13 protein-coding genes are annotated in these 16,519 nt (G+C 64.5%); 5 read left to right on the forward strand and 8 right to left on the reverse strand.

The window, feature by feature from the left end; all coding sequences use genetic code 11:
- The first annotated feature begins 64 nt into the window (after nt 1-64).
- The 3 genes from alr to ACFW0H_RS19225 all read left to right on the forward strand — a co-directional run bounded on the left by alr (nt 65) and on the right by ACFW0H_RS19225 (nt 2,434).
- Nucleotides 65-1,132, forward strand: a complete 1,068-nt coding sequence (alr, locus tag ACFW0H_RS19215) for an alanine racemase (RefSeq protein WP_422915456.1) — start codon at nt 65-67, stop codon at nt 1,130-1,132.
- Nucleotides 1,133-1,329: 197 nt separating this feature from the next.
- Entirely contained in the window at nt 1,330-1,878 is a 549-nt protein-coding gene (locus ACFW0H_RS19220; RefSeq protein WP_422915457.1) for a cupin domain-containing protein, read from the forward strand.
- 133 nt (nt 1,879-2,011) lie between these two features.
- Complete coding sequence (locus ACFW0H_RS19225) at nt 2,012-2,434, forward strand: c-type cytochrome (protein ID WP_422915458.1); 423 nt, start codon at nt 2,012-2,014, stop codon at nt 2,432-2,434.
- 241 nt (nt 2,435-2,675) lie between these two features.
- On the opposite strand, the gene ACFW0H_RS19230 is transcribed toward ACFW0H_RS19225, so the two are convergent.
- Both ACFW0H_RS19230 and rep read right to left on the reverse strand, forming a co-directional pair.
- Entirely contained in the window at nt 2,676-3,248 is a 573-nt protein-coding gene (locus ACFW0H_RS19230) for a xanthine phosphoribosyltransferase (protein ID WP_422915459.1), read from the reverse strand.
- Between the two features lie 46 nt (nt 3,249-3,294).
- The gene (gene rep, locus ACFW0H_RS19235) at nt 3,295-5,307 is read right to left on the reverse strand and encodes a DNA helicase Rep (RefSeq protein WP_422915460.1); all 2,013 of its coding nucleotides are present in this window, start codon (nt 5,305-5,307) and stop codon (nt 3,295-3,297) included.
- A gap of 255 nt (nt 5,308-5,562) precedes the next feature.
- On the opposite strand from rep, the gene ACFW0H_RS19240 reads away from it, so the two are divergent.
- On the forward strand, nt 5,563-7,236 hold the full coding sequence (locus ACFW0H_RS19240) for a putative bifunctional diguanylate cyclase/phosphodiesterase (RefSeq protein WP_422915461.1): 1,674 nt from the start codon (nt 5,563-5,565) through the stop codon (nt 7,234-7,236).
- 345 nt (nt 7,237-7,581) lie between these two features.
- Here the strand turns inward: ACFW0H_RS19240 and ACFW0H_RS19245 are convergent, their stop codons facing one another.
- The gene (locus tag ACFW0H_RS19245) at nt 7,582-8,973 is read right to left on the reverse strand and encodes a NorM family multidrug efflux MATE transporter (protein WP_422915462.1); all 1,392 of its coding nucleotides are present in this window, start codon (nt 8,971-8,973) and stop codon (nt 7,582-7,584) included.
- A gap of 136 nt (nt 8,974-9,109) precedes the next feature.
- On the opposite strand from ACFW0H_RS19245, the gene ACFW0H_RS19250 reads away from it, so the two are divergent.
- Complete coding sequence (locus ACFW0H_RS19250; RefSeq protein WP_422915463.1) at nt 9,110-10,027, forward strand: LysR substrate-binding domain-containing protein; 918 nt, start codon at nt 9,110-9,112, stop codon at nt 10,025-10,027.
- 185 nt (nt 10,028-10,212) lie between these two features.
- On the opposite strand, the gene ACFW0H_RS19255 is transcribed toward ACFW0H_RS19250, so the two are convergent.
- From ACFW0H_RS19255 to ACFW0H_RS19275, 5 genes are all read right to left on the reverse strand, one after another.
- Nucleotides 10,213-11,193 carry a fimbrial protein gene (locus tag ACFW0H_RS19255; RefSeq protein ID WP_422915464.1) on the reverse strand — a complete coding sequence of 327 codons (981 nt, stop codon included), beginning with the start codon at nt 11,191-11,193 and terminating at the stop codon, nt 10,213-10,215.
- A 20-nt stretch (nt 11,194-11,213) separates the two neighbouring features.
- On the reverse strand, nt 11,214-13,727 hold the full coding sequence (locus ACFW0H_RS19260; protein ID WP_422915465.1) for a fimbria/pilus outer membrane usher protein: 2,514 nt from the start codon (nt 13,725-13,727) through the stop codon (nt 11,214-11,216).
- Between the two features lie 104 nt (nt 13,728-13,831).
- Nucleotides 13,832-14,542 (reverse strand): fimbrial biogenesis chaperone, encoded by a 711-nt coding sequence (locus tag ACFW0H_RS19265; protein ID WP_422915466.1) that lies wholly within the window; start codon nt 14,540-14,542, stop codon nt 13,832-13,834.
- A 52-nt stretch (nt 14,543-14,594) separates the two neighbouring features.
- Nucleotides 14,595-15,185 carry a fimbrial protein gene (locus ACFW0H_RS19270; RefSeq protein ID WP_422915467.1) on the reverse strand — a complete coding sequence of 197 codons (591 nt, stop codon included), beginning with the start codon at nt 15,183-15,185 and terminating at the stop codon, nt 14,595-14,597.
- Between the two features lie 426 nt (nt 15,186-15,611).
- Nucleotides 15,612-16,412, reverse strand: coding sequence for a prolipoprotein diacylglyceryl transferase family protein (locus ACFW0H_RS19275; RefSeq protein WP_422915468.1), 801 nt, complete (start codon nt 16,410-16,412; stop codon nt 15,612-15,614).
- Nucleotides 16,413-16,519 lie beyond the last annotated feature (107 nt).

The raw sequence follows: 16,519 nt of genomic DNA on the forward strand, positions 1-16,519 counted from the left end.
TCTTGCTCAGCCCGGCATTCGTGCCGGGTTTTTTCCACCCGATCAATTAGAAGAAGCCCTCGCCATGCGTCCCGCCCGTGCCCTGATCGATCTCGAAGCCCTGCGCCACAACTACCGCCTCGCCCGTGAAGTCAGTGGCGCCAAGGCCCTGGCCGTGGTCAAGGCCGACGCATACGGCCATGGCGCGGTGCGCTGCGCCCAGGCGCTGGAGTCCGAAGCCAACGGGTTCGCCGTGGCCTGCATCGAAGAAGCCCTGCAACTGCGGGCGGCGGGCATCCGTAAGCCGATCCTGCTGCTGGAAGGCTTTTTCGAGGCCGAAGAACTGGAACTGATCCAGGAGCACGACTTCTGGACCGTGGTGCACGCCAGCTGGCAACTGGAGGCCATCGAGCGCGCCAGTCTGCGCAAGCCGCTGACCGTCTGGCTCAAGCTGGACTCCGGCATGCACCGCGTCGGCCTGCACCCGGCCGAGTACCGCGACGCCTGGCAGCGCCTTTCGGCCAGCGGCAAGGTGGAGAAGATCGTCCTGATGAGCCACTTCGCCCGTGCCGATGAGCTCGATTGCGCCAGCAGCACCGAGCAGGTGGCGGTGTTCGAGCAGGCCCGCGCCGGTCTCGAGGCGGAAGTCAGCCTGCGCAACTCGCCGGCCGTACTCGGCTGGCCCCAGGTGCCCAGCGACTGGGTGCGCCCGGGCATCATGCTCTACGGCGCCACGCCCTTCGAAGTGGCCCACCCCCTGGCCGAGCGCCTGAAGCCTGTGATGACCCTGGAATCGAAGATCATCAGCGTGCGCGAACTGCCCGCCGGCCAGCCGGTGGGCTACGGCGCGAAGTTCGTCACCGAGCGCCCGACCCGCGTCGGCGTGGTGGCCATGGGTTATGCCGACGGCTACCCGCGCCATGCCCCCACCGGTACCCCGGTGACCATCGACGGCCAGCCGAGCCGGCTGATTGGTCGCGTCTCCATGGACATGCTCACCGTCGACCTCACCGACCTGCCCCAGGCGGGCCTCGGCAGTCGCGTGGAACTCTGGGGCAAGCAGGTTCTGGCCAGTGACGTCGCCGTCCACGCCGGAACCATTCCCTACCAGATCTTCTGCAACCTGCGTCGGGTGCCGCTGGTCTACGTCTGACGCCGATTTCACGGCGAAGTGATCAGGAAATTCATCATTTCGCCGACGTTGGCCGCATCTAATCCGGTTTTTCCCGGGAAGTCCTTGGGAAGGGGAATCTTTGCGCAGTATTGACGGCCCGAGTGTTGTAAATACTGAACGCTGTTGCCATGATACGGCGACTGTGACCACCCCTGATCCCGAGGAGGATCCCGCCATTGGACGTTGGTGTTCGACTGCAAGCCATCCGTAAGCTGAAAGGCCTGTCCCAGCGTGAGCTCGCCAAGCGCGCGGGTGTCACCAACAGCACGATTTCCATGATCGAGAAGAACAGCGTCAGCCCTTCCATCAGCTCGCTGAAGAAGGTGCTGGGGGGGATTCCCATGTCGCTGGTGGAATTCTTCTCCCTCGATCTGGAACATGAAAACCAGGTCCAGGTCGTCTATCGGGCTTCCGAGCTTACCGATATCTGCAGCGGCGCCATCACCATGAAGCTGGTGGGCAAGGCTCATCCCAGTCGTGCCCTGGCCTTCCTCGACGAAACCTATCCGCCGGGTTCCGACACCGGCGACGAGATGTACGCCCATGACGGCGAAGAGGCCGGCATGCTGGTGGAAGGCCGCCTGGAGCTGACCATCGGCAGCGAGGTGTACGTCCTCGAGCCGGGTGACAGCTACTACTTCGAAAGCAGCAAGCCGCACCGCTTCCGCAATCCGTTCGACGCCCCGGCCCGCCTGATCAGCGCCACCACGCCGGCCAATTTCTGAATTCCATCCCCGTCCCGCCCATATCCCTGCGACATGTTGGGTTGTTTCAGCGCGACGGAGTAACCGTATATACTTTGCGCCCGCTCGCGAAACCGTGGCCGCGGGCGAAACTAGCCACGATGAGGGTGTAAGGGTGAACCTAATCAAGAAGATGCTGGCGGCTCACGCTGCCGTATTGGCTCTGTGGGCTGTTAGCGCCCAGGCCGCGACCGACGACGCGATCGCCGAGCGCATCAAGCCGGTAGGCGAGGTCTGTGTACAGGGTCAGGAATGCAAAGGTGTCGGCGCCGTAGCTGCTGCCGCTGGCGGCGGTGCTCGCACGCCGGACGACATCATCGCCAAACACTGTGGCGCCTGCCACACCGCTGGTGTGCTGGGCGCGCCGAAGATCGGTGACGCTGCTGCGTGGAAAGAGCGCGCCGGCCGCGACGGTGGCGTCGACGGTCTGCTGGCCAAGGCCATTTCCGGCCTCAACGCCATGCCGCCGAAGGGCACCTGCGCCGACTGCACCGATGATGAGCTGAAAGGCGCCATCAAGAAGATGTCCGGCCTGTAACAGCGCCGCCATCGACAAAAAAGCCGCCCTCGGGCGGCTTTTTTTGTGCCTGCTCGCTGCGACCTGGTGTCGCAGTCCGGTCGACGTCCGGTTCGACCGCCATCGATGGGTATCGCTCCGCTCCACCCATCCTACGGAAGAGATCGGCGCCCGTTTCGTGGGGTGGGTCGGGCGGCGTTCCGCGAGCTTGCGATACCCATCATTCGGCCTGTCCGCAAACGACGGAACGACCGGTCCAGATTCAGTCGAGGAAGCTCACCTGACCATCGGCCAGCGAGGCCACGCGCGCCAGCGACTCGATGCGGTAGCCCTCGCTTTCCAGCAGGCTCCGGCCTTCCTGGAAGGACTTCTCGATCACGATGCCGATGCCGGCGACGCTGGCGCCCGCCTGGCGGATCAGGTCGATCAGCGCCTTGGCCGCATGGCCGTTGGCGAGGAAGTCGTCGATCACCAGCACATTGTCGGCGGCGGTCAGGTGCCGGGCCGAGATGGCGATGGTGCTTTCGGTCTGCTTGGTGAAGGAAAACACCTTGGAGATCAGCAGATCGGTCTTCAGGGTCAGCGACTGGAATTTGCGGGCGAAGATCACCGGCACGCCCAGCTCCAGGCCGGCCATCACCGCCGGGGCGATGCCGGAGGCTTCGATGGTGACGATCTTGGTGATGCCCTGGCCCTTGAAGCGCTCGGCGAACTCATGACCCACCAACTGCATCAGGCGCGGATCGATCTGGTGATTGAGAAAGGCGTCGACCTTCAATACCTGCTCGGACAGTACGATGCCTTCTTCACGAATCTTCTGTTTCAGCGCTTCCACGCCCTTACCCTCATGTATGGCCCGGTCTGGTGCCGGGATGCTTTGATTACGACTTCTTGAGCATGGCACGGATGTCCGCCAGGGCCGTGTTGCCGCGCGCGGCCTTCACCTCCACCGGTGCGTCGTCCATGCCTTCCCATTCCAGGTCTTCCTGGGGCAGTTCCTCGAGGAAACGGCTGGGCGAGCATTCGATGATCTCGCCGTACTGCTTGCGCTTGGCGGCGAAGGTCATGGCCAGGTTCTGCCGCGCGCGGGTGATGCCCACGTAGGCCAGGCGGCGTTCTTCTTCGATGGTGTCGGCTTCGATGCTGGAGCGGTGGGGGAGGATTTCTTCCTCCACGCCCATGATGAACACATAGGGGAATTCCAGGCCCTTGGAGGCGTGCAGGGTCATCATCTGCACGCCCTCGGCGCCTTCCTCTTCTTCCTGCTGGCGCTCGAGCATGTCGCGCAGTACCAGCTTGGCGATGGCTTCCTCGATGGTCATGCCACCTTCCTCGTCGCGCTCCAGGGTGTTCTTCAGGGCGTCGATGAGGAACCAGACGTTGCCCATGCGGAAGTCGGAGACCTTGTCGCTGGAGGCGTTCTGGCGGATCCAGTTCTCGTAGTCGATGTCCATCACCATGCTGCGCAGGGCGGCGATGGGATCGTTCTGCGCGCACTGCTGGCGCACGCCGTCCATGAAGCGCTTGAAGCGCTGCAGGCGGTCGGTGAAGCGGCCGTCCAGGTGCTCGGCCAGGCCCATTTCGTCACTGGCGGCGTACATCGAGATGCCGCGCTCGGTGGCGTAGTTGCCGAGCTTCTCCAGGGTGGTGGAACCGATTTCCCGGCGCGGCACGTTGATCACCCGCAGGAAGGCGTTGTCATCGTCCGGGTTCACCAGCAGGCGGAAGTAGGACATCAGGTCCTTCACTTCCTGGCGGCCGAAGAAGCTGGTGCCACCGGACAGGCGATACGGCACCTGGTGGTGCTGGAGCTTGAGCTCCATCAGCTTGGCCTGGTGGTTGCCCCGGTAGAGGATGGCGAACTCGCTGTAGGGCCGCTGGGTGCGCAGGTGCAGGGTGAGGATTTCCATGGCGATGCGCTCGGCCTCGGCGTCCTCGTTGCGGCAGCGGATCACCCGGATCGGGTCGCCCACGCCCATCTCGCTCCACAGTTGCTTCTCGAACACGTGGGGGTTGTTGGCGATGAGGATGTTGGCGCACTTGAGGATGCGGCTGGTGGAGCGATAGTTCTGCTCCAGCATCACCACCTTCAGCGAGGGGAAGTCTTCCTTCAGCTGCATCAGGTTTTCCGGGCGCGCGCCGCGCCAGGCGTAGATCGACTGGTCGTCGTCGCCCACCACGGTGAACTGCGCGCGGTGCTGCACCAGGAGTTTCACCAGCAGGTACTGGCTGGCGTTGGTGTCCTGGTATTCGTCCACCAGCATGTAGCGCACGCGGTGCTGCCACTTCTCCAGGATGTCAGGGTTGTCCTGGAACAGCTTAACCGGCAGCAGGATCAGGTCGTCGAAGTCCACCGCGTTGTACGCCTTGAGCGTGCGCTGGTAGTGCATGTAGACGACGGCGGCGGTCTGCTCCTTCGGATTGCGCGCCTTGGCCAGCGCCTCCTCCGGCAGGATCAGGTCGTTCTTCCAGTTGCCGATGTAGCCCTTGATCTCGTCGACGCCATCATCCCCGGCATATTCCTTCTGCATGATGTCTGTCAGCAGCGCCTTGATGTCCGATTCGTCGAAGATCGAGAAACCCGGCTTGAAGCCCAGCCGCGAATGCTCCTTGCGGATGATGTTCAGGCCCAGGTTGTGGAAGGTGGAGACCGTCAGGCCCTTGCCCTCGCTGCCGCGCAGGAGAGTGCCGACACGCTCCTTCATTTCGCGCGCCGCCTTGTTGGTGAAGGTCACCGCGACGATATGCTGCGCGCGGATCCCGCATTGCTGCACCAGGTAGGCGATCTTCCGGGTGATCACGCTGGTCTTGCCGGAGCCTGCACCGGCGAGCACCAATAGGGGACCACCGACATAATTCACGGCTTCCTGCTGCCGGGGGTTGAGTCGGGACATGCTGGGGCTGGTAAGAGGGGAATGGCCGCGCATTCTAGCAGGCCGGCAGGGTTGTACCGAAGTACCTCTGGGCAACTGTGACGCAGCTGCACTTGCTGGCGGGTTTTGCTTGGAAATTTCCACGCAGGCAGTACGATGGCTACGCCTTCCGCAGGAATGTGGGTAAGGCCGCGCAGGGAGGCGTGGAAAGAACGACGCCGAAATGGCGCAATTTGGCGCATCGCGCCGTCGTATCCATGACCTTGGGGAGGTCATTTGTCCGCCCTCGTCGAGCCCATGCGCATGTTCCTGCTGGCGGAATCGCCAGTCTGGACGGAATTGCTCCGCGAACTCCTCGCGGCGATGGGCGGCGCATCCCCGTTGATCACCGCCACCTCCTGGGACGCCTGCAGCGGCATGGTGGACGACTCCGATCGCGCCCTGTTGCTCTGCACCCCTGGCCTGCTTCCCGCTGCCGGGCGTTGCCCACTCCCGATCGTCCTGCTGTTGGAGGAGGAGCCCGAGGAGGCGCCCCGGGGCGTCAGCGACTGGCTGGTACGCGGGCAGATGGGCGTCGACACCTTGCGCCGCACCCTGCGCCACGTCCGCGAACGACGCAACCTGCAGCACACCCTGGAGCGCCTGGCCGAGCAGGACCCGCTCACCGGTATCGCCAACCGGCAGGGCTTCCAGACCCTGCTTGCGGCGCGTCTGGCGGAATTCGAAGGGCGCGGCCTGGCCCTCGGCCACCTGGACCTGGACAATTTCCGCCATGCCAATGACGCCCTTGGCTACCAGGCCGGCGACCGCGTAATCCTGCAGGTGGTGGCGCGGCTCAAGGCGGAGCTGCATGCCGGCGACCAGCTGGCGCGCCTGGGTGGCGACGAGTTCGCCCTGTTGCTGGATGTCCGTCGCGACCCGGCCCGCGCCGAACAGGTCGCCGAGCGCATTGCCGAAGCCCTGGCCGAGCCCTATCAGGTGGACGGCGAAAGCCTGCTGCTGGGCTGCAGCCTCGGCATCGCCCACTCCCGCGTCAGCGAAGGCGCCGATCCACTGATGTGGCACGCCCATATCGCCATGCAGCAGGCCAAGGCCAGCCAGGGCTGCACCTTCCATGTCTTCGACGAACGCATCAACCGCAGCGCGCGTAGCCGCGCCGACCTGGAAAGCGAGCTGCGCCGCGCCCTGCGCCGCGACGAACTGGAGCTGCACTACCAGCCGCGGCTGTGTCTGAAGACTGGCGGCATCCTCGGTCTGGAGGCCCTGGTACGCTGGCGCCATGCCGAACGCGGACTGCTCACGCCTGCCGAATTCGTGCCGCTGGCCGAGGAAAGCGGCCTGATCGTGCCACTGGGCTACTGGGTGATCTCCCGTGCCCTGCGTGACATGCAATGGCTGCGCGGGCGCGGCCTGCCGCCCTTGCACATGGCGGTGAACCTGTCGTTCCGCCAGTTCCAGGACAGCCAGTTACTGGCCACCCTGAGCCGGCTGATCCACGAGCGCGGCGTCGACGCCCGCTGGCTCGAGTTCGAACTCACCGAAACCGCGGTGATGCGCCGCAGCGAGCAGGTGCGCCAGACCATGGACGCCTTGGGGCGCCTGGGCGTGCGCTTCTCCCTGGACGACTTCGGCACCGGTTTCTCCTCCTTCGTCCACCTCAACAGCCTGCCCATCGAGCTGCTGAAGATCGACAAGAGCTTCGTCGGCGGCATGCACGACCGCCCGGAGAATTGCCAGTTGGTGAAGGCCATGATCAACCTGGCGCATAACCTCAAGCTGGAAGTGGTGGCCGAGGGTGTGGAGAACGCCGAGCAACTCGCCCTGCTGCGCCAGTTCGGCTGCGACCAGGCCCAGGGCTACTGGATCAGTCGCCCCCTGCCGTTGCCTGAGCTGGCGCGCTTCCTGGTATTCAGCTCGCGCCAGGCGCTGTTCGCCAGTCACGAATCCTGACGGCGGTAGTCCCGTAGGGTGCGCCGTGCGCACCGATGACAACCGCGCGGGGTATTGGCCGTGCCCGGTGCGCTTCGAACCCACCACCTACGGCCCGGGCTACGGAACAACCAACTGCCGCATGGCTCTCCGTAGGATGGGTCGGGCGGCGTTCCGCGAGCTTGCGATACCCATCAGCTCTTTCCGCATGGGTATCGCTCCGCTCCACCCATCCTACGGCCAGGCTCGGTGGTCGGCCTTGAGTCACCCCTCTCCCTTCAGGGAGAGGGGCCGGGGGTGAGGGATGTGGAGCCGCGCGCAGACGTCATTTGTGGTGGTCGGCGTTTGCGGTGCGCACAGCGCACCCTACGGGTTGGCTATCGGGGCCGCCAGCGGGTTATCCACAGGCCGCAGCAACCGCGCCGTTTTCCATTCGAAACCCAGGGTCAACCCGAGCGCCGCGCAGGCCAGGCCCAGGGCCAGGCCCCACCAGACGCCCACGGCGCCCCAGCCCAGCGGGAAGGCCAGCAGCCAGGCCGCCGGCGCGCCCACCAGCCAGTAGCAGACGAGGCCCACGAAGAAAGTGGTCTTGGCATCCTTGAGGCCGCGGATGGCGCCCATGGCGATGGTCTGGATGCCGTCGAACAGCTCGAACAAGGCGGCCACGGCCAGCAGGCTCACGGCCAGCTGCACAATGTCCTGGAACTCCTTCGCCTCGTGGTCGACGAACAGCCCTACCACCAGCTCCGGCGCGACCCAGAACAGCATCGCGAAGGCCAGCATGCACGCCGCGCCGAAGCCGATGCCCAGGCGCCCGGCGCGGCGCGCGTCTTCCAGCCGGCCGGCGCCGTAGTGCTGGCCGATGCGGAAGGTCACCGCGTAGGAAATCCCCACCGGCACCATAAAGGCCACGTACACCGACTGGATGGCGATCTGGTGCGCCGCCAACTGAGCGCTGCCCAGGGCGCCCATGCACAGGGTGGCGAAGGCGAACAGGCCGGACTCCACCGCGTAGGTGCCACCAATGGGCAGGCCCAGGCGCACCAGCTCGGTCAATGCTTCGCGGGACGGCCGCAGCAGGCCCTTGAGCAGCGGGTAGGCGGCGTAGGCCGGGTTGCGCACGATATGCCAGGTGAGCAGCAGCGCCATGGCGTTCATCACCAGGGCGGTGACCAGACCGATACCGGCCAGGCCCAGGCGAGGCAGGCCGAACAGGCCGTGGATCAGCGCGTAGTTGAGCAGGAAGTTGGCCAGGGCGCCGCCAATGCTGATGGCCATCACCGGCCCCGGCCGGCCGATGGCGCTGGTGAAGCCGCGCAGGGCCATGAAGCCCAGATAACCGGGCAGGGCGAAGACCAGGGTGGAAAGGAACTGCATGGCGCCTTCCACGCTCTCCGGTGCCTGGCCGAAGGCGAGCAGGATGGGCTTCAGATTCCACAGCAGCAGGCCCGCCGCCAGTGCCATGCCAAGGGCGAGCCAGAGGCCGCTCTGGGTCAGCCGCGTGGCGCCCAAAGCGTCGTCCGCGCCGTGGCGGATCGCGACCAGATTGCCCACGGCGGCGATCACCCCGACGCAGAAGATCGACACGAAGGAATAGCTGGACGCACCGAGTCCGCCGCCGGCCAGGGCGTCCGGGCCGATCAGGCCCATCATCACGGTATCGGTGAACACCATCAGCACATGGGCCAGTTGGGCCGCGATCAGCGGGCCGGCCAGGCGCAGGATGGCCACCAGTTCATTGCGAATGCGTTGCGGCATGAGTAAGGCTCACTGTTTTGCTACGCCGACCAATCCCTTTGGCCGGCTGGAGATTCGGCAATTTTCCGAGCCTTGAAGCGGCGGCACAAAAGGAAAAAAATGATGCCTCACATGACTTTGACTCATGGATTGCCTCATGTCCCGCCGCCTGCCCCCGCTTTACGCCTTGCGCGCCTTCGAGGCCGCCGCCCGCCATGTCTCCTTCACCCGCGCCGCCGAGGAGCTGGCCATCACCCAGAGCGCGGTGAGCCGGCATATCCGCACCCTGGAGGAACACTTCTCCTGCCGCCTGTTCGAGCGCCAGGGGCGCAGCCTGCAACTCACCGAGCCGGCGAGGATGCTCTTGCCTGGCCTGCGCGAGGGCTTCGACTCCCTGGAACGGGCCTGCATCACCCTGCGGATCGACGACGCCACCTTGCGCCTGAAGGCGCCTTCCACCCTGACCATGCGCTGGCTGCTGTCGCGCCTGTCGCGCTTCCGCCACCTCCATGACGACATCGAGGTGCAGCTCACCAGCGCCTGGATGGATGTGGACAAGGTGGACTTCCAGCACGAGCCCTTCGACTGCGCGGTGCTGCTCAGCGACGGCCATTTCAACCAGGACTGGGAGGTGACGCTGCTGTTCAGCGAATGGCTGATCCCGGTCTGCGAGCCCTCCGCCGCCGCCGAGCCCTGGACGCTGGAGCGCCTGCAGGCCACGGAACTGCTGCACCCCACGCCGGACCGCCGCGACTGGCGACGCTGGCTGCAGCGGATGGAAATGGCGGACGCGGTGTCCCTCAAGGGAGGCCAGGTGTTCGATACCCTGGAGCTGGGCATCGTGGCCGCCACGCGGGGTTATGGCGTATCTATCGGCGACCTGGTGATGGTGGCCGAGGATGTGACCCAAGGCCGCATCGGCCTGCCCTGGCCCACCGCCGTGGCCAGCGGCGACAGCTACTATCTGGTCTGGCCCCGCGCCCGCAGCGGCCAGGAGCGCTTGCGCCGATTACGCGACTTCCTCCAGGCCGAAGTTTCGGCCATGCAGCTGCCGGCGGTGGAGTTGCTGGGCTAGGAACAGAAGCGTAGCTCGGGCTTCGAATGGAGGACGGCGCGGCCGCATGATCGGCTGTAGGGGCGAATTCATTCGCCAAGGGCGGCGAAGCTGCCCCCCAGGCGATCCTCAAGGGCGAACCTGCGGTCCGCTTGGCGATTGAAATCGCCCCTACAAGGTGAGCAAATCGTAGCCCTACAGGTGGCCTAGTTGTAATCGATCACATAGGTCATGGTGGCATCGGCCTTGCCCGGTTTGACTTCGCCACTGGTCAGGGCGTATTTGGCGGTGCCGGAGAAGCGGTAGATCTCGCCTTCCTCATCCGATCGGTGGTGCTCGATCCTGATTGCGCGCGCCTTGTCGAAGGGCAGTTTGACGCCCTTGTCGTTGACCAGGGAAATACCTATGCCGCTGGCCACGCCCGACTTCCCTGCGCCCGAGAGCGCGAGCATCCCGTCGGTGGTGGAGTTGCCGGCGAAATAGACCTTCACCGGTACGGTGGTGGTGGGTTTCAGGCCATTGCAGCGCACGTCGAAATTGAACGGCCGCACCGCGACCCGGCCCGTCTTGAGGCGTTCGATATTCTCCTGGCCCATCTGCACGTCGACTACGGTATCGAGCGCCGTGCAACCGGTGAACAGCACATCGTTTTCCACCTTCGTACTGCCCGTGGATTTGATCGTGTAGGTCATTCCACCCCCGGAGAGCGTCACGTTGAAGTTGGTGGACAAGGTTCCCGAGGCCACGCCGGTGTCGATGCGGACCAGCTCGACGACCACGGAGCCCGGAGCCGTGTATAGAGACCCGCTGGTCGTGGTCCAGCTATAGGGGGCGTAGTAGGCGGTGGAGCCTCCCAGTGTCAGGCCGACCTTGATCCCGACACCCTTCATGCTGGTTTTGTAGACCTTCGAGTAGTCGGAGAGCTCCAGTCCGCCATCGAAGGCGACTTTCACTACGTCCTGGTTCCTGCAGATGTAACCATTGCTGCTCCCCCAAAGACTGTAGGTACTCGATGCCAGCACGCTGCCGATCTTGGCGGACTTGATGGAGATAGTGGCGGGCAGCGTGATGGTTTTCTCCAGTCCGCTGTGTTGGGGCTCGCAGACGGCAAAGGCATTGCTCCACGCCAGGCTGGCACTGAGGGTCAGGCTGGCGAGGATCAGTTTGTTCAGAGCGGTGGAGATCATGGCGTTAACTCCTCGGCCTTTCACAGCGGTTGCTCGGTGGAGGAAGGACGGCAGGACGCGGCGACCCGTTCGTAGGCCAGTTCCTTGTTCGCCGGCGGCAGGCGGTAGTCGATGGTGCAGGCGCCGTCGCTCCAGCGAATGAGCAGGCGGCCCTGGTCCTCGATACCGAACACCAGCAGGCGGGACAGGTTGTCCACCATGCCCAGTACCTTGTCCTGCTCGTCATGTGCCTGGGCGCCGAAGGGAATCTCCTGGCCGTCGGCTTGGCTCAGGTCGAACTGCACGCGCCGGCCGGACTCGGCGGCGAAGCGGCTCTTGACGATGGCGCCCCGGGTGGGCACGACCATCTGGGCGTTGTCGGCGATTTCGGTATCGCTGCCCAGGGTATTGGTGTCCAGGTTCAGCCAGTTGTAGCGGTAGGGCTGGGCATAGGGCACCACGGCGTAACCCTTGCGGTCGGTGCGGATGGCCCGTTGGCCGTCGATGCCGACCCCGCGGATTTCCGGTACCTCGATGAGGGCGAAGGTTTCTCCCACTGGCGCGCCGAAGGTCACTCCGCCGCTGTGCAGCACCACGGAACCCGCGGCGCTCAGGTCCATGTGCTTGTTGTCGCGTCCCTGGCTGTAGTTGGCGCTCAGCTTGGACTTCGGGGTATCCCAGCCGATGCCCAGGCTGCCCGAGCTGCCCATGCGATCGCTGTAGTTGGCCTGGGCGGCGTAGTTGACGGTGTTCGCCTCGTCCAGGTAGCCGGAAACACTGCTCTGCAGGCTGGAGTCGCCATTGTTCGAGGAAATGGCGCTGGCATTGACCCGGTGCGAGCGGGCGCTGCTGCCGAGGGGAATGCTGATGGAGGCGGTGAACTGGGTATCCGACTGCGCCGCCGGGCCGGAGTCCTGGGTACGGGATACGGAAAGGCTGTAGCTGGCGGACCGCACACTGCTGCTGTAGCCGAACTGCCAGCGGCGGGTGCTGCCCTGGCGGTTCCAGTAGTTGGTTTCGCCCACGCCGAGGAACAGCGAACCATGCCCGTAGAGCGTCTGGTTGATGTTCATGTCGAAACGGCTCTTCTGCCGGCCTACGCTCGTGCCGGTGACATAGTCCATGTCCTCCACGTGCTGGTTCAGGGTACGGTAACCCTCGGTGGAGTAGCGGTAGCCGACCATTGTGAAGGTGGTGTCGGTGGCGGCCAGGGTCTTGGAGTAGAGGAAGCGCGCGCTCTGGCCCTGGTTCTTGCCGCTGTTGCGGGTCTTCGACTGGCTGTTGGTGACGTCGAAGGACAGGCCGCCGACGGGGGTGTTGACGCCCACGCCGAGGTTGGTCGCGTTGTACTTTTCCGCCACCACAGCGCCGCCGTAGCCGGTGAGGTCGTCGGTCATGCCGTAGACCGCCGTGCCCTGGGTGAAGTTGGGCGAGGCGTGGCCGTCGGTCTGGTACTGGCCGGCGGCGAAGCTGTAGCGCAGGTTGCCGCGCCGGGTCATTACCGGCAGGTAGGAGAAGGACTGCTGGAAGGTGCGCTCGCGCCCGTCGGCTTCGATGATCCGGACTTCCAGGTCGCCGTTGGAGCCGCTGGGGTAGATGTCGCTGATCTCAAAGGCCCCCGGCGTCACGCTGGTGGAGTAGATCACGTAGCCATTCTGGCGCACTTCCACCGTGGCGTTGGTTTCGGCGATGCCGCGGACCACCGGGGCGTACCCGGCCTCGTTATCGGGCAGCATGCCGATGTCGGAATTGAGTTGCACGCCGCGCATGCGCACGCTGTCGAAGATCTCGCCCGGGCTGTAGAGCTCGCCCAGGGCCAGGGTGCCCTTGAGGCTGCGGATGTCCCGTTCGGCGTAGGTGCGGTTGCTGCGGAAGGTGTTGCGCATGCCCGTCCCGCCGATCAGGGAGGAGTCGTTGCGCAGCCGCCAGCCCAGCAGGTTGAAACCGTTGCGCAGGCCGATGTAGCGGTAATCGCTGGTCCGGCCGTCCTGGATGTTGCGGCTGAAGTTGGTCTGGTAGTTGCTGAACAAGGCGGTGATGCCATCGTCCCACAGCGAGGGGTCGACGTAGCCGCGGGCGTTCCTCCGGACGTAGGCCTGGGGGATGCTGATCATCAGGGCCAGCTCGGTGACCTCGAATTCCACCGAGGCGCCCTGGATGGTGGCGGCAACATCCAGCGGCGCGGCGTCCTCCAGGTTCACCGGAAGGATGTTTTCCCGCATCAGCCGGGCGACATCCACGCCCAGGGATTTCAGCAGGCCCAGCTGGATCAGGGGCCGTACGATGCCGGTCGTGGCATCGGCGGCGAAGTTGATGTCCTGGCGGGTGACCAGCTCATGGTTCAGGTAGATATCGACGCTGTAGGAGCCCGGCAGCACGCTGCTGCCCTTTTCGAAGTACTCCAGTTCGACCGCTCCGCCGCTCTGGTTCAGGAACAGCTCGTTGAATTCCGCGGCCAGGATGTCGCCCGGCATGGTCAGGCCAAGGGCCAGGAAACAGGACGACCCGGAATAGGCGGCAATCTTGAAATTGAACTTTTTCATGAAATTGGCCATGTAACTATCCCTTGAGTCGAATTCCTCCGTGCCGGCGGGAATAACTCTTTTGAAATGTGCTGATTGAGTTCTGGGGTTGATGTGAGAGCGATGAAACTTGCTACTTAGTTGGTGAATTCGCTCGTGTGCTTATCGATGCCGCCATAGTCGTTGATGCTGTCGAACTCGACTTTCCGGGAGGTGCCGGAGGTATTTCCGGGGAAGTTCTTGATACTCAGTTGGAGTGTCGATCCCGGCGCGATCATGTCCGCGTCCACGCTGTAGGGCTTGCCGGCGCTGATGAACTTCACCTGGCCGAAGGAAACGTGGAAGGCCGAGGTATTGGTCACTTCCAGGCCCTGGCCGGTCAGGCGCCATTTCAGGGCGGCGGGCGCTTCTGCGGCCGTTCCTGGCAGCCCGGCCGGGCGATAAAAGAACTTGATCCGCTGGCGCAGGGCGATCTGCAGGGTGTTCTCGGATTTCGCCTTCTGCGGGATTTCCTGGACGTTCAGGCGGAACATCGATTCCTTGTCGGTGGGCAGGCCTTGCCCGTAGTAGAGGATCCGCAGGTTCTGCTGCTTGTTGCTGCCCAAACGGCTCAGGGCGGGGGTGATGGCGAACGGGACGTCCTGTTTTCCGGCGGCGCTTTCGGCCTCGATCCAGGACTGGATCATGACGTCCTGGCTCGCCTGGTTCTTGACCAGGACCGAGGCTTCCTTGGCGGGAGCGCTGAGCACGACGCGCGTGCTGCCCAGGGTGATGCCGGCGGACGCCAGGCTGGAAACGAGCAGCAGGCAACCACCCAGCAGGATCTTGGAAGACAGTTGATAGCTCATGATGAAGTCGCCTCTGGTGCGGAGGGGGCGAACCCCCTCCGGCGCGGGTGGGTTAGCGGTAGGTCAGGGTGAAGGGCAGGGTGCCGTCGGCGGTACCCGGCTTGACGTCTTCAACCTTGCCGCTCATGACGTAGCCGGCGCGCAGGTTCATGTCGGCGGTGTAGGTGAAGTCCGGATCGGTGCCGGCCTTGACCAGTTCGGCCTCGAAGACGTCGCTCGAGTTGGCCAGGTTGATGCGGGTGCCGTCGGTCTTGTAGAGGCCGATGCCAACGCCTTTGGCGTCACCGGTGGTCTTCAGCAGGCCGGTGTTGCTGTCGAAGCCGGAGCCGGACGCCGGGTCGAACTTCAATTGGACGTGGGTCAGGCCGGTGCCGGTGCTGCCGCAATCCAGGTTCAGGTTGATGTTGGTACCGCCTGCGATGCCGTTGCCGCTGAGGGTGTCGATGGCGACCTTGCCGAGTTTGACGTCGATGATCTGGTTGCCCTTTTCACCGGTCACGCTGGTGCCGGCGCCGCCGGTGATGTTGCAGGAGGCGGCGACGATTTCGCCCTTGAAGTTGATGGTGCCGTCAGCGGCCATTGCGCCGTTGGCCAGGATGCTGGCGACAGCGGCGGCCAGCAGACTTTTCATGGAGATAGTCACGATAGAACTTCCTTTTGGCTGATTGAGGTTTTTGCGTCGTTGAACTCCTTGGGAGTTGGTTAAATTTTCAATGAAGTTGTGAAGTGTATCTATAAGTGCATTCCTACCGGGCTACGAGGTAATTCTTCCGAGCTTGTAGGGTTTTTCCTACGCAATAGGCGAAGCGCACTTTTGTTTGATCCATATCAATCAATGACGGGGATGACGGCAATCGAGTGCGTGAACTTTGAATATGTTTTTTGGGTTTTCTGAAGGACGTTTCCGACCATTCAATACGGTCGAAAGCACTAGCGAAGTTTGAGCGGCCCGATGGATCGGATGTTTGCGGCAGGAAAGCTCAACCCATCGAGTGAGCGAGTGGTCTGGGCCGTCCAGGCGGCATCGGACGGCCTTGCAGGTACATCAGGTTCGGGCGCTTGGCGTGGGTTAAGGCAACTGGCGCAGGCCGTACTCCAGGCTTGCCGCCGACAGCTCGCCCATCTGGCTGTGCCGCAGCCGGCCCTGCGGGTCGTAGAAGAGTGTGGTGGGCAGGCCGAAGGAGCCGGTGGCCTGGCTCAGGCGATTGCCGCTATCCAGCAGGACTTCCCGGGGCGCCAGGCCTTGCTCGGCCAGGTAGCGGGTCACCGCTTCGGCATGTTCGCCCTGGTTGACCAGCAGGAAGCGCACCTGTGGGCGGGCCTTCTGCGCCGCTTCCAGTACCGGCATTTCGCGGCGGCATGGCGGACACCAGGTCGCCCAGAGGTTGATAACCAGTGGCCGGCCATCCAGTTCGCGCAAATCCACCGGGCGACCTTGCAGGTCCATCAGGCTTAGCGCTGGCAGCTGCCGGCTGCGTTCCAGGGCCGAGACCACGGCCTGGCCGCCACCCCAGACACTGCAGCCCGCCAGCAGGGCGATCACCAAGGGTTGCCGCAGGGCCGGCTGGCGCCAGGCGAGCAGGGCCCCCAGCAGGGCGGCGGCGATCAGGCCGGGCCAGAACAGGAAGCCGCCATCGCGGATATCCACAAGGCCCAACGGCTCGTCCGAATACTGCTCGAAGTAGCTGGCGGCGAAGGCCACCCGCGCCGCCAGCAGGCCGCCGACCAGCATGACGAACAGTGTGCCTTCGGGATTGGTCTTGCGCTTGCGACCGGCCAGCCAGCCGGCGAATAGCGCGGCGAAGAACCCGAGGTAGAGCAGCGCATGCTGCATCGGGATGGCGAGGGGGCCGAGGTTGAAGCTGGTCATGCCGGACTCCGGGAAACGGGACGGCGAGTATCGCAAGCTGGCGTGGTAAGCGTGGGGCCAGGCTGTGGATGAATGTTTCGGGCGCTGCTCCGAGTGGGGGCCTTTCC

The organism is Metapseudomonas cellulosilytica, from assembly GCF_049334135.1.
In the GTDB taxonomy this organism is placed as follows: domain Bacteria; phylum Pseudomonadota; class Gammaproteobacteria; order Pseudomonadales; family Pseudomonadaceae; genus Metapseudomonas.